We start from the raw sequence: 14,744 nt of genomic DNA, 5'->3' as shown, positions 1-14,744 counted from the left end.
CGATTTCACTCATTACTTAACTCGTCTCTTCTCATCTGGGGCATGTAACTATTTTACACAACACCACTACTCCTATAATCCAGCCCAAAATCACCACCACAGATTATAAGGCGCTAACCGTTAGCAAACAGTCGTCTTAAAAACGTTCGTAACAGACAATCAAGCTTGTGTTGCGAATTACACTTTTTTGCTTAAGCACTATTAATTGAGCTATGAATAAAACAACGCTAATTATCGGCGGTTTTACATGGGATGTAGAATCAAGAAAACTGGAACGAATCCAAAGCGACACAACTGGATACAACAGTAAAGAAGTCACCCTGACGCCAAAACAATTTCGGCTACTACATTGCTTATACCACGCGCATCCAAGCATTTTGCAAAGAAGCGAAATCGTTGATTTTGTTTGGGAGTCTAAACCGACATCTCCAGAGAGTTTGCCTCAGCTTATCAACCGAACTCGACTCGCTCTAGGTGATACTAATAAGGATATATTGGTTAACGAGCCAGGCGTAGGTTACACGCTCAATTTCTCGGTAAAGGAAAAACAGCAGGAAGTTAACGAGCAAAATGATTTTGAAAATTCAGCTCAGCCAGCACCAACACCAAAAGAATGTGTGGAAGCCAAACCAGCAAACCTGAAAGTAAAGCTCGTCATGCCGGTGCTAGTTGTATTGACCCTATTTAACTTAGGTTCGGCTGTTGAGGCTGCTTATTACAAACATCAATTTGTGAGCGCATTTTTCGCGCAGCCGTACTCTAACGCAAAACAAATTGACAACAACAATATTTCTATCGTGATTGATAACAATGAATGCAACTACACTAAGAACACTCAACTACTTACATGCCAATAAAACGATTACGATAACCGTTCTGCTAATACTCAATATCGCATCGTTTTTTGTGATATCGAACTCTGAAGTGAATGTTTATGGTCGTATAGAGGCTGAAGGTTACCGATGGGCGATACACTCAACTCTGTATAAGCAAGATTTCAAAACTCGGATCATCTACTCAAAAGTAGATGATCCACATGCAAAGACAGTTTCTCATACCAACACTTATGTAGAGTCTGAAACGCATGGTAATTCGTTTATATCACTAGGGGACGATGACTCGATTGCGATTAGCCATAACCGACTATTTGCGATCGATGATAAGTGTGCGCTTTTCTTTAGCGGCAGGGATAAACTCGCAATGGAAAATGCCTCACTGCGATGTTTTTACTGACAAGCCCCAGAGGACATACTCTGGGGATAATTATTCATTATCAATATCTAGTATAAACAGCGCAGCGCCACTTTATTAACAATCATTTCAGTAAAGTTACTAAAAACTAAACTGCACTGCTCATCTAGATAAAAAACCCGGGTATGCCTGACTGGTTCAGGGTTAGAGCCTCCAGTTACAATATACTCTCCCCCTTTAGATTTACTTAAATGATAATCATAAGAAAGTGATTTTATATAATCGTCCGCTTTGCGAGAAATAACCACCTGAGTTTCAATGTCTTTATTGTGAAATTGAGTGTAAGAACTCCATGCCACATGTGGCCTTTCAACTGTGCCATAAAATTCCACAACACTGAATTGATAAAGCACGAGTAATACGACGTTCACAATTAAGAATAGCAGTATTGTTTTAATCCTATGGGCATTGAAGAATGAGTTTTTTCTTTTCATAAATACACTTAGTTTCGCCAATTAAAACCTCAGTTTTACCGTCAGTGGTGCTCAAAATATTTGGATAATAATTTTTGTGATGTAACTGCTTGAACACCGATGCGTAATAGAATGCGCTACAAACTTCAAATACATTGTAAGCTGTCACTAAACACATTAAGCCTAACAGTAACCTCCAAAAGTAACGCGTTTTTTTTCGCTTAGAATCGTTGCTTGGTTCACAGTCCGTTGGCAGGCTTTCAACTTCATTGATAACTGGCGATTGAAAGTTTAGCGAGTAGCCAACACCCGGTTGATTTACTAGTATCTGCTTGGTCGTATCACCGATTGCTTGTCTCGTGCGAATAATCAATTGCGGCAAACTTTCCGGTGAGGTAAATGTATTGCTCCAAACCTCTCCAACAATTTCTTCTTTTTTTAGTACATTGGGGTAAGCATCGTATAGACACTTTAACAACTGATACTGCTTTGGCGTCAACACTACTGCGACTTCATTGGCAGCATCACCATCCACTTTTTTAAGCTCTTTAGACTCCACTTCCCATATTAAATCACCAAGAATTATAGTGTTACCTTGATTTATCATCGGATAATTACTCTATGGAATACCGTATACAGAAAGCGGGCATTATACACAAATCATACAAAATGTGAAGATGATCACATCCAAATCTGATTCATAACGTCCGGAAAAGAATGGATAATCATCATTTAATTAATTTCATCCCAACATCAGGATGCTATGCTTCTCACCTTAATTGTATTAAAACCAAATCAATTGACTTGCAAATCAACTATTATTTTATCGAAAAAAATATTATACACGCAACGTTTTGAACAATAACAAAGAAAACAATTCATTGACAAACAATGGTAAACATTAAAATTACTAGATTATAATTTTATCAACAACCCCCCCCCCTGGTAGAATTCATATAGTTGTCATCAGATAACAAAAAAACCTTTATAGACAGAAAAAAACACATCAACAACAAAACTATTGAGTAATAATACAAGTCAAAACTAAATATTTAATCAAAGCCAAAATCCGGCAATTTAACCTTTAAATAATTACAATGTAAACAATTAAAAAGTAAATCTCATTAACAACAGAAAGCAAGCTGTTACATAATGATGGTTGCATTAGTTAAAAATCATTTAATAACAACAAATCCTCACTTTATTTTTTGCGCACCAACATCCTCAACACCAACAAAGAAATAACATAAACAACTAATATTAAATGATTTTCCTTCTAATCCACGTAATGGGTACACTTGGTAGACTAGAGTTTAAGTTGTCACATAGCATTTATACAAAGAGTGTCAGTCGATAATGTAACTAAATAATTTTCACCAGAAAAAAGAACAAAAAAAACCGATCATAAATTTAAAAATGTAACATTATATAATCAAGACATTGATGTATCGTTTGGCCATCACAACTCAAATCATTCAAACCTAGTGAATAGAAAAAAATACTTAGGTGACATTATTGGCGGTTCACTCATGGCTAGAGAAAGCCAACTCATTGCCCAGTTGTTAATCCAATCACCCTCAAGCAATGATTGGCATCAAGCAATTATTGAAGAAAATTTATTGCAAAAGCCAAGCCAAGCATCGTCCAAAAGAAATGCGGCAACCATTAGGAAAAGAATTGCTAGTTTAGGCACTGATTTTTTGTCGACGCTAGAAAAAAGTAATAATAATGACGCAAAGCAACTAATGCTGGTAGCGACATTAATTGACTCCCCTATTCTTATTGATTTCATCAAACATGTACTCTTAGAAGCTAGGAGATTATATAGAACATCTTTGAATCAAGATGACTGGCTACATTTTTGGGAAGATCGTACTCGCGTAATCCCAGAACTTTCTGAGTTATCACAGAGTTCGGTATATAAAATAGGGCAAGTGGTTTTTAAAATATTATTCGATGCTGGCTATATCGACTCCACTAAGGATAAGAACATTCAAAACGTTTATCTCTCATCTGAGCTAAGAACCATTCTTATCAATATGAATCGGGAAGATATTTTACGTGTAATGGAGCCCTAAATGGAAAACTCAACCACACTTCGATCCCGCTTAGCTAAAATCCAATCACGGTTGGAAAGCGAAGAATTTCTAACCAATAAAGAGTTAGGCGGCGAGATTGGCTTTTACATCTTTGATTACGCTCCCGAGCACGAATTAATGGTTCGCGAGCATTTAAATATCGTCATCAACAAGTTAACTGTGCGCGCAGAAAGTACGGGACGCCGCTTCGCTTCCATTAACTTGTTTGAAATGATCGTAACGCTTTTGCAGTCACGCGGGCTGCTTGATCGCGCCTACAAAATGCAATTTGAAAAAGGTGATGATGCGCTGTTCAAAGCACTCAAAGGCCCACTAGAACAAAACCGAGTGGCCGAGTTTATCGTTGAACAATCTGATATTGCTCAATGCGATTTTATCATTCTACACGGATTAGGCAGCGTGTGGCCGATTGTGCGTGGACACGGGTTACTCAACGCCTTGCACGCTAAAGTCGGCAACAAGCCCACCGTGATGTTTTACCCCGGCGAATACGATGGTGCCACCCTTCGTCCGTTCGGAAAAATCGAATCCAACAACTACTACCGAGCCTTCAAGCTGGTGCCTTAAACACTGACCAAGCTGTCGACGAAAATCAACCCATGAAAATTAAGCAGTTATTTACTAAAGACATTGCCCGCCCAATTAATGGCGTGGTCAAAGCCGATCAAACTGAAAATGAAACCGTGTTTGTCGAACTCGACGAATACGTGATCACAGAAGAGCTAAAGGGCCATATTGAGAACTTCTTCAAGTTCTACATGCCTTCCGTCCACAACCCAGAACAAGCCGCTATTGCGGGCAAATCAGGGATTTGGGTCTCTGGCTTCTTCGGCAGTGGTAAATCGCATTTTATCAAGATCCTCTCTTACCTGTTGCGCAATGTAGAAACCCGTCACAACGACGACAGCAAGCGTGCATTCGATTTTTTCAGCGACAAGTTGAAGGACGAACCGTTTCTAATTGGCGATATCGAAAAAGCGATTCAAAAACAGAACCAAGTCATCCTGTTTAACATCGATAGCCGCGCAGATACTGACGACAAAGAAGATGCGATCCTCAAAGTCTTCCTAAAAGTGTTCAACGAGCACTTAGGTTACTCGGGTGATCACGCCCATATCGCCCATCTAGAACGCGATCTTGAAGCTCGTGGAATGTTCATTCAATTCCAACAAGCTTTCCAGTCTATCTCTGGAGAACCGTGGCTGGAACAACGTGATTCGTTCGATTTTTACCGTGACGACATTGCCGAGGCACTAAGCCAAGTCACTGGTCAGTCTCTGGCATCCACCACACAGTGGGTTGAAAAGCTGGAAGACAACTTCCCGCTAGACATCGCGAACTTCTGCAAATGGGTAAAAGACTACCTCGACGTCAGCCAAGAACGCCGCATTTTGTTCTTCGTCGATGAAGTCGGCCAGTTTATTGGCCAGAACACCCAAATGATGCTGAAGCTGCAAACCATCACCGAAAACCTCGGCACCATTTGTGGTGGTCGTGCGTGGGTGGTGGTAACCTCACAAGAAGACATTGATGCCGTACTTGGCAAAATGCAGGGTTCAAAAAGCCAAGATTTCTCAAAGATCCAAGGCCGATTTGAACGCATCTCTCTGTCCAGTTCAAACACCAATGAAGTCATTGAAAAGCGTCTGCTGGAAAAAACAGACGAGGCCAAGCACACCCTAAGTCAACTGTATGACAGCAAAGGCGACATCATTCGTGCCCAACTGAGCTTCGAGCACAGCAACAGCGCGGAGCTGGCTAACTACACCAGTACGGAAAACTTCGTTAACAGCTACCCGTTCATCCCCTATCACTACAACTTGGTGCAAAAGATCTTCTCAGGGATCAGCCGAGCAGGTGCATCGGGTCAGCACATGAGTAAAGGCGAACGTTCACTGATCGACGCTTTCCAAATCGCGAGCAACCAGTTTGCCAGCGATGATATTGGCCGCCTGATCCCAATCTACAGTTTCTACTCGTCTATCAAGAAATTCCTTGATACCGCTGTCGTACGTGATATTAACCACGCACAGGAAAAGTCATCGATTGATGAATTTGCCATCAACGTACTGCAAACCCTGTTTATGATCCGCTATGTCGATGAAGTGAAATCGACATTGGATAACTTGGTAACGCTTTGCATCAGCGAAGTAGATCAAGACAAACGTACACTGCGCAAACAGATCGAACACAGCCTTGATGCGTTAGAACGTAACCAGCTGATCGCCCGTCAAGGGGATGAGTACCTGTTCCTGACCAATGAAGAGAGGGAAATCGAAAAAGAGATCCAACATACCGATATCGATCCATCAGATGAAACCCACGAACTAAGCCGTATCATCTTTGATGAGATCTTGCGCCGGAACGACAAGTACACCTATCCAGAAAACAAACAGCTTTTCCCGATCTCCCGCACGTGTAACGGCATGCCGTTTGACCGCAATGGCGAAAGCGATCTCAAGCTGAACGTAGTCTCGCAGATTGATGCCAACTACGACGATTACACTCACGGTTACTGCACAAACCGTTCAGCAGACTGCATTCTGATCAAACTAGCAGACAAGCCAAAGCTGTTTGACGAACTGCGCACCTACATTAAAACCGAAAAGTACATTCGTAAATCCAACGCCAGTACGCCAGAGCAAGAACAACTGCGCCGTGATAAAGCCAATGAAAACATGGCGCGTCGCAAGCGATTGGTACTGGAACTGGAAGATCTGATCAAACAGTCTGATTTCTATGCGCTGGGTTCAGAATTTGATGCCAAAGGCGGCTCTATCAGCACCATGCTGGATGGTGCGTACCGTTACATCATCGAAAACACCTTCGGCAAACTGAAATATATTAAGCCATTTTCAGGCAACATCATCACCGAAATTCAGCAAACCCTCGTCGCAGGGGATACTGCGCAGTTTGGCTTGGATTTAAACGCGGCTGATGCTAACCCGCAAGCGCTCATGGAAGTCGAGCAGTACATTACGCTGGCAGAAGATAACAGCCACGCCATCACCGCAGACGATATTCTCAAGCGTTTCTCTAAACGTCCGTACGGTTGGAACAGCGATGAAATCGTGTTGCTGCTCGCACGTCTTGGGCTTGCCAACAAAATCACTTTCCAAGCTAACCAACAAGAGGTCGCACTCAAGCAAAGTTACGAGCACCTAAGCAAAACGCAAAAACGTGCCAACCTGCGCATTCGTAAAATCAAGCAACAGTCAGAAGCGAACCTGAAGAAAGCCGCACGCCTGTATAAAGACTTGCAGTTTGGCAGTGCGCCTAGCTCAGAAAAAGAGCTGTTCACCAGTGCCAGCGACAAACTGAACCAGTGGCTTGGCAAGCTCAAAGGCTTTCAGTCGAAAGCGTCTACCGGCCATTACCCGGGTAAACAGGAAATGGCTGATGGCATTGCCCTGCTCGCGTCATTAACGGACATGCCATCAAGCTTCCAATTTATTGAACGCTTTATCAGCGTGGCCGATGACCTGTGCGATTTTGAAGAAGACTACAGCGAACTGGAAAACTTCTATGAAACCCAGTTTGCTACTTGGCAAAACCTTGAGCGCGCGTTAAGCGTAACCTTCGCGCCGAACCGCGCGTATCTGGAAAAAGACGACGTCGCTAAATCCGCACTCGATAAACTGAATGCGATTTATCACAGCCCACGTCCATACCGCGAGATCCGCGACATTCAACCGCTGATAGAAAACATTGCCGCGATTGACAGCAACTTTATTGCTCAGCAGCGCGATGTGGTCAGCCAAAAACTTCTGGCACACGTCACCAGTGTCAAAACCTTGCTCGATGATGCGAACGCCCCAGCAGAACTTAGTAACAAAGCCCTGATGCCATTCCAAGACGCCATTAAGCGCATTGAGAAAGAGCAAAACGTCGCGCAAATTCGTAACCAACTGAGCGAAGCCGAAGACTGGTTTGCAGATGCCGAAGAGCAAGTTAACCGTTTCTTGATTGAACAAGCCGCCGCCAAAACACCCGCAACGGGAACAGGCACAGCCACTGCAACGGATTCAAACCCTGCCCCAGGAACAGGAAACGCAGCCGTCGTTGATGCCGTAAAGGTTATTTCGCCCATCATGCCAGCCGTTAAGCCCACCCAAGCGGTCGATGCCGTAGCGGTTTATCGCTCAACGTCAAAATCGGCCTACATGGAAAGCTTGGACGATGTCGAAGCCTATGTTGCCGCACTGCGTGAGCGTTTAACCACGCTGGTTGAAAGCAATCACCGCGTACGCATCAAGTAATTTGCCGTTGCGGTGGGATACCGCAATAAAATCACCATGGACGGTGTTGTTTAAATTTGCCTTACAGCGCCTATGCGCTGGGATAGAGAACACCAATGAACACCAATAAACTCAAAGCCTATGCGCCCAAAGCGCGCGTGGCCTTTATGCAAGCCGTTACCAAGCGCGCTGCGCACTTTGGCATTTACGAAAACAAACCAGCCAAAGTGGAAGATGTCCAGTTTGAAAGCAATATCGCCCTGATTGAAGGCCGCATTTTCACCCGACACGAAGGCCAACTGCGTAACCGCTTGGTTAAACGTATTGAAGCACTGGGCACGATTGCCCCATCAAAGGAAGGCGAACAAGCCAGTTTTGATTACCGCCACGGTTTTAACCAGCTGATCAACGAAATGGCGTTTACTTGGTTTAACCGCCTGACCGCCATTCGTTATATGGAAGTCAACGAATACCTTGATCACGGTTTCCGTGTGCTCAGTATGCCGCCGAAAGTCAGTAGCACAGAAGGCCAAGATGCGTTTTCAGCGTTCGGCGAAGGCTTTGAGATCGTCAAACACGCAACCGATGTGGCTGAAGACCTTGGTCTGAACAAAGCCGAACTCGTTGAGATGCTGATGGCAGGTGACAAAGATGAGGAGCTGTTCCGCACTCTGCTGCTGGCACAATGCCGCAAGCTCAGCCAGATCATGCCGTTGATGTTCAACGCGCTGGACGATGCGTCTGAACTGCTGCTGCCTGATGGCTTAACCAAAACCGATTCGCTATTAAAAGCGCTAGTCGATGATATTAGCGAAGATAACTGGCGCGATCTGAATGCAGAAAAAGGCCAGATTGAAGCCATTGGCTGGCTGTATCAGTTCTATATCTCTGAGCACAAAGATGCGGTGATCGGCAAAGTGGTCAAGCGTGAAGACATTCCCGCAGCCACCCAGCTGTTTACCCCAAACTGGATTGTGAAATATCTGGTGCAAAACTCGCTGGGCCGACAGTGGATGGCAACTTACCCTGACTCGCCGCTGAAAAGCAAAATGGACTACTACATCACCCCAGCTGAGCAGAGTGATGATGTGGTCACGCAACTGAAAGCCCTGACGCCAACCAGCATTGACCCAGAAACCATCAAGGTGCTCGACCCTGCCTGTGGCTCTGGCCATATTCTGGTGGAAGTGTATGACGTGCTGCGCGAGATTTACCTTGAGCGCGGTTACCGCCAACGTGAAATTCCAGAGCTTATCCTCAACAACAACCTGTTCGGTTTGGATATCGACGATCGCGCCGCGCAAATGGCGCAGTTCGCTGTACTGATGAAAGCCCGTGAAGATGACAAACGTATTTTCAACCGCTTGGCCGATGGTGACATCAAGCTCAACATCTATTCACTGCAACCGAGCGAGCACCTGAATATTGATGCGCTTTGGAACACGCTGGATTTTGATGGCGTGCATCAATCTGGCGAATCGTTAGATTTGTTTGCCGAGCCAAAAGCTGCTGATGAAACCACCAGCCAATATCGCCATTTATTGTCGCTGCTGCGCTACCTAAAAGCGAAATTTGCCGATGCCAAAAACTTGGGTTCATTGATTGAGATTGATCGCGAGCATTTGTCAAACCTTGAAGCGCTAAAAGCGAAATTGCTTGATGCCTCAACAAGCAGCAATCCATCGGTAAAAGAGGCTTCAAACACCCTATTGCCGATTGTGGAACAAGCCTTGGTGCTAGCTAAACAATACGATGTGGTGGTGGCTAACCCACCGTATATGGGCAGTAAATACCATACCCCAGAGGTGAAAAAGTATCTTAAAGAGCACTATCAGGATTACGAAAAAGATCTCTTTTCTGCCTTTATGGTGCGTAACCTGAAGTTTGCTCGCGAACACGGCGAACTTGGCTTTATGACGCCTTTTGTTTGGATGTTTATTTCCAGCTATGAAAAACTGCGTAGCAAGCTGATCAATGAAGATGTGATTTCATCACTGGTTCAACTAGAGTATTCAGGCTTTGACGGTGCGACCGTACCAATTTGTACCTTTACCATTACTAAAGGACATATTGCTGATTATAAAGGCAGCTATATTCGTTTGTCTGATTTTAAAGGCTCTGCAAATCAAGGGCCGAAAACTCTGGAAGCAATCCAAAACCGAGATTGCGGCTGGTTCTTTGACGCTAAACCGGATGACTTTAAGAAAATCCCGGGAAGTCCTATTGCTTATTGGATACATGAAAACCTCAGAGAAACTTTTAATTTTCCAACGAATATTGGAACCGTTTCTAAACCAAGACAAGGATTAGCAACAAGCAATAATGACCGATTTCTAAGAGCATGGTTCGAAATTAACAACAGCAAATTTTCTAAGCATTCTGAAAACCACGACAAAGCCCAGTCGTCAAAGTGCAGGTGGTTTCCTTACAACAAAGGAGGTAGCTTTAGGAAATGGTATGGAAACAACCTTCATGTAATCAATTGGGAAAATAATGGTAAAGAATTATTAGATTTCGCTTCAAGCTTATATGGTTCCCCTACTAGAACAATAAAGAATATAAAACATTATTTCAAAGAGTCCATAACATGGTCAGCGCTATCTAGTGGTGGAATTTCACTCAGATATAGTCCAGCAGGATTTATTTTCGATACAAAAGGGCAGTGTATATTCTCTGAAGAAAAATCAGAGTTATATGAAATAATGGCTCTACTTAACAGCAGGGTAGCAAATAGAATAATGGAATTTCTTGCACCTACACTTGATTTTAATTCTGGCGTCGTGGCAAAAGTACCATTTATCGCTCTACCTAGTTGCCACAAATCAATTGCTTTACTAATAGCCATCCATAAAAATGATTGGGATGAATATGAAACTTCATGGGATTTTTCACGCTCACCTTTATTAGAACAAAACGAATGTGATATATCTAAAAACTATAACCTACTTCGAGAGCATCATCAATCTGAGTATTTGAGAGTAATCGAATTAGAAAGAGAGCTTAATGACAACATTTCCGATTTGTATAAATACTCGCTTAATGAAAATGAGAAAATAACTGACAGTGATATTACACTTCTATCGAATACAAAATATTCCTTTAAAGAAGTGAATGACCCCATAAAGGAAAAAAACCTTATTAAAATGAAGATTCTTTCTGAATTCGTAAGCTACTCCATCGGCTGCATGATGGGCCGCTATTCGCTGGATCGCGAAGGTTTGGTGTACGCCCATGCGGGTAACGAAGGCTTTAAAGAACGGGTTGCCGAAGGGGCTTACGATACCTTCCCGGCGGACGACGACGGCATTATTCCCCTTGCCGCCGAAGAATGGCTGTTTGAAGACGATGCCGCTTCGCGTTTCCGCCAATTCGTGAAAACGGTCTGGCCTGAAGCGCATTTGCAGGAAAACCTCGACTTTGTGGCCGAGAGCTTGTGTTTGGATGCAATCAAGGCGAAGAAAGGCGAAAGCGCGATGGACACCATCCGCCGCTATCTTTCTACCCAGTTCTTCAAAGACCACATGAAGACCTACAAAAAACGTCCGATTTACTGGCTGTTCAGCTCAGGCAAAGAGAAAGCGTTTGAGTGTTTGGTGTACCTGCACCGCTATAACGAAGGCACCTTGTCACGTATGCGCACCGAATACGTCACGCCGCTGATGGGCAAAATGGAAACTCAGCTCAGCATTTTGCGTGACAGCCGTGCCAGTGCCTCCCCTGCCGAGCAGCGCCGCATCGACAAAGAATTGAAATCACTGGAGAAAAAACAGGTTGAGCTGCGCAGCTTCGATGAAGAGCTCAAGCACTACGCCGAAATGAAGATCAGCCTCGACCTCGATGACGGGGTAAAGGTCAACTACGGCAAGTTCGGCAATCTGCTGGCGGAAGTGAAAGCCATTACGGGCGTAAAAGCGGGCAAAAAGTAACCGTTCCCTATTTTCAGTGTTTGCCACTGCACCTGAGCGTGCAGTGGCATTTTTAGCGATCCAATCGCACGCGATACAAGACACAAAACAACCATGAATATCGACCAAATTTCCCAAGGCATTCTCGCCAAATTTGATACCTGCCGCCTAGTGCTTTGGCAAGATGAAGATCAAGAATTCACTGAACAGCTAGACCAACTGGCGATTAACGGTATTGAGGTGATCAACCTTGATGATTTCTCTCACTTTCAGGTGAAAGAACGCATTGAACTGCGTGAGCCAACAACGCAGTTCTTGCTTTACAGCACCCAAACACCGAGTGAACCAGCCCGCGATTGGCTGTACGACATTCGCCTGTACGCGCCCGCTTTCTACGCCGATTCCAGCTCGATGATTTTGCATGATTTAGGCATGCGCATGGAGTTTCGCCCGCTGGCAGCACAATACCGCACATTCTTTACCAACAAAGAACGCATTGTTCGGCTGAAAAAATTGCTACCGACGAATGCCAACAAAGAAGAATTCGAGCTGGCGCTAATGGCAGCAACACTAAAGGTAGAGTCACCGAACTTTCAGGCGATTGTTCAACAGCTATTGGTGGAGCTGGCAGAGGATGCACACTGTGATGAGCACGTTGAAGCGCAAACAACATCACTTGCTGAGCTAGCCAAATACAACCTGCTAAGCACTTTTTGGCAATTTGCTTACCAAGAGTTTGGCTTCGGCGTGGCATGTGATGGCGATGCTGACGCCAAGCCAGTGCCACAATTGCACGATTTAGCCGTAAAACTGCTGTTTACCGAATGCTATCAAAGCCTGCTCAATGGTGGTTTACCCACTAAAGAAAGCGTACTGGACTGCTTTACTCCTCACCTGCTGCCGTTACCCATTAATGAACATGGCGAGCGAGATGAAGACGCACAGCGCGTGGGTTTTAACTCGTCAAAACGCGCGGCGGCGGTGTTTCTGATCAAGAATTGGCGTGAAAACAGCAAAAACCAAGCCGCATACAATCGGTTATCGGCGGAGGTTGAGCGCACGTTCGAGCTGAAATCCATTCTGTCGCAAGTCAATATGCCGTGTTACCTGAGCGCATCGGAAACCTTTGAATATGCCGAGCAGAAGATGATCTTGCTGTTGGCCAATCAGATCAACGATCTGGACCAAGCCAAAGTGGATGATTTGGTGGCGCAGCGTTTAACCTCACACTGGTCACGCAGCGAACCCAAATATGGCTACATGCTTAAAGCCATCAAAGCGGCGAAACAGTTTTATAGCCTAAAGCAGCAATACATCGGTGGTTTTCATTTTGATTCAGCACAAGCTATGTACCGCGCTTACGAGCAGACCTTGTTTCGCTTTGATGCCACCTACCGTCAATTCTGCGAAAACGCCACACATGTTGCCCAAGATGGTGCTGACATTCTCAAGGGCACCGGGCTGGTTGATGACATCGAAAACCTGTATGTGAACTGGTACCTGCATGATTTGGCAATTGCCTGGGGCAAGTTGGTGGATCAAGACAAGCTGCTGGATAACTGGAAACTGGCAGGCGTGAGCAATCAATACGACTTTTATCAGCGCCAAGTAGAAAGCGTCTTTCATACTGCATCACAAGTGAAGAAAGTGTTTGTGATCATTTCTGATGCGCTGCGCTATGAAGTTGCCCACGACATTCACGACCAGCTCAACAATGAAAAGCGCTTTAAGTCTGAAATCAAATCCCAGCTTGGTGTGGTGCCGTCTTATACCCAGTTAGGCATGGCGGCACTGTTACCACACAACAAGCTGACCGCGCATTTGGGCAACAAAGTGGAATACAAAGCCGATGGGATCAGCGTGCATGGGTTGGAGAATCGCCAGAAGATCTTGGCAAGCCGCAATGGCGTTGCATTTAAAGCGTCAGAGGTGATGTCGTGGACCAATGAACAAGGTCGTCAAAATGTCTATGACGCCCGTGTGGTTTACATTTATCACGATCAAATTGATGCCATTGGCGATAAAGCAGCAACGGAAGATCAAACCTTTGCCGCTTGTGCCGATGCCGTTAACCAAATCAAGAAGTTGGTTGACCGTATTATTAACCGTTTGAACGGTAGCCGCATTGTGGTCACGGCGGATCACGGGTTCCTCTTCAAAACTTCTGACGTTGTGGAAAGCGATAAAACCGCATTGGCTGTGATGCCACAAGGGGCCATTGAAGCGAAAAAACGCTACTTAATTGGCGAGCATTTACCTGCGGATGACTATTACTGGCTGGGTAAAATGGTCACCACAGCAAACCTGTGTAAAGAAGGCAGCGACCCTGAATTTATGGTGCCGCGAGGTTCTAACCGCTTTAACTTCGTTGGCGGTGCCAAGTTTATTCACGGGGGCATTATGCCGCAGGAGATCTGTGTGCCAGTTCTGCATATCCGAGGTTTAAAATCCGAGAAGCAACAAGCCCAATACGCCAAAGAGAAAGTGAACGTGGTGCCTATCTCCCCAATTCGTTTGGTTTCCCTTTCCGACAAGATTGAGTTCTTGCAAACCGATGCTGTGGGCGATCAGTTTATGGCGCGCAAGCTGAAAGTGTGGATTGAAGACCCGAATGGCGTAGCGGTTTCAGGCAAACAAGACGTGCTGTTTGATTCCACCTCCACCAGCATTGATGACCGAAAACGCAAAGTGGTGTTTGTCTTACAAGGGAATGGTTTTGACCGCAATACCGATTACAAATTGGTGATGGATGACATTACACAGGAAGGCAAAATCAGCCGTCTACCCGCGCATTCGGTGACGATTGATATCGCCATCGAAGATGATTTCTTTTAAGGG

The 14,744-nt window shown here is 44.7% G+C and carries 9 protein-coding genes; 7 read left to right on the top strand and 2 right to left on the bottom strand.

The window, feature by feature from the left end; all coding sequences use genetic code 11:
• Window positions 1-212: 212 nt before the first annotated feature.
• Complete coding sequence (locus tag IRQ95_RS05820) at window positions 213-857, top strand: winged helix-turn-helix domain-containing protein (RefSeq protein WP_194436060.1); 645 nt, start codon at window positions 213-215, stop codon at window positions 855-857.
• Window positions 811-1,233: a hypothetical protein gene (locus IRQ95_RS05815; RefSeq protein WP_194436148.1), complete on the top strand. Its 423-nt coding sequence runs from the start codon at window positions 811-813 to the stop codon at window positions 1,231-1,233. Before IRQ95_RS05820 ends, IRQ95_RS05815 begins: the two co-directional genes overlap by 47 nt.
• Window positions 1,234-1,280: 47 nt before the next feature.
• Here the strand turns inward: IRQ95_RS05815 and IRQ95_RS05810 are convergent, their stop codons facing one another.
• Together IRQ95_RS05810 and IRQ95_RS05805 are read right to left on the bottom strand one after the other, a co-directional pair.
• Window positions 1,281-1,685, bottom strand: a complete 405-nt coding sequence (locus tag IRQ95_RS05810) for a hypothetical protein (protein WP_194436059.1) — start codon at window positions 1,683-1,685, stop codon at window positions 1,281-1,283.
• Window positions 1,651-2,271 (bottom strand): winged helix-turn-helix domain-containing protein, encoded by a 621-nt coding sequence (locus IRQ95_RS05805; protein WP_194436058.1) that lies wholly within the window; start codon window positions 2,269-2,271, stop codon window positions 1,651-1,653. The genes IRQ95_RS05810 and IRQ95_RS05805 overlap by 35 nt, the downstream gene beginning before the upstream one ends.
• A gap of 877 nt (window positions 2,272-3,148) precedes the next feature.
• Between IRQ95_RS05805 and IRQ95_RS05800 the strand changes: the two genes are divergently transcribed.
• From IRQ95_RS05800 to pglZ, 5 genes are all read left to right on the top strand, one after another.
• On the top strand, window positions 3,149-3,742 hold the full coding sequence (locus tag IRQ95_RS05800; RefSeq protein ID WP_348541584.1) for a DUF1819 family protein: 594 nt from the start codon (window positions 3,149-3,151) through the stop codon (window positions 3,740-3,742).
• Window positions 3,743-4,330 carry a DUF1788 domain-containing protein gene (locus IRQ95_RS05795; RefSeq protein ID WP_194436056.1) on the top strand — a complete coding sequence of 196 codons (588 nt, stop codon included), beginning with the start codon at window positions 3,743-3,745 and terminating at the stop codon, window positions 4,328-4,330.
• A gap of 32 nt (window positions 4,331-4,362) precedes the next feature.
• Window positions 4,363-8,022: a BREX system P-loop protein BrxC gene (brxC, locus tag IRQ95_RS05790; protein ID WP_194436055.1), complete on the top strand. Its 3,660-nt coding sequence runs from the start codon at window positions 4,363-4,365 to the stop codon at window positions 8,020-8,022.
• A 95-nt stretch (window positions 8,023-8,117) separates the two neighbouring features.
• A complete protein-coding gene (gene pglX, locus IRQ95_RS05785; RefSeq protein WP_194436054.1) occupies window positions 8,118-11,927 on the top strand; it encodes a BREX-1 system adenine-specific DNA-methyltransferase PglX in 3,810 nt (1,269 codons plus the stop codon).
• 93 nt (window positions 11,928-12,020) lie between these two features.
• The gene (gene pglZ / locus IRQ95_RS05780; protein ID WP_194436053.1) at window positions 12,021-14,741 is read left to right on the top strand and encodes a BREX-1 system phosphatase PglZ type A; all 2,721 of its coding nucleotides are present in this window, start codon (window positions 12,021-12,023) and stop codon (window positions 14,739-14,741) included.
• Window positions 14,742-14,744 lie beyond the last annotated feature (3 nt).

This window comes from Vibrio fluminensis (genome assembly GCF_015278125.1).
GTDB lineage: Bacteria > Pseudomonadota > Gammaproteobacteria > Enterobacterales > Vibrionaceae > Vibrio > Vibrio fluminensis.
Note: the sequence above shows the minus strand (reverse complement) of the source record. Positions and strands in the feature narration are given on the sequence as shown.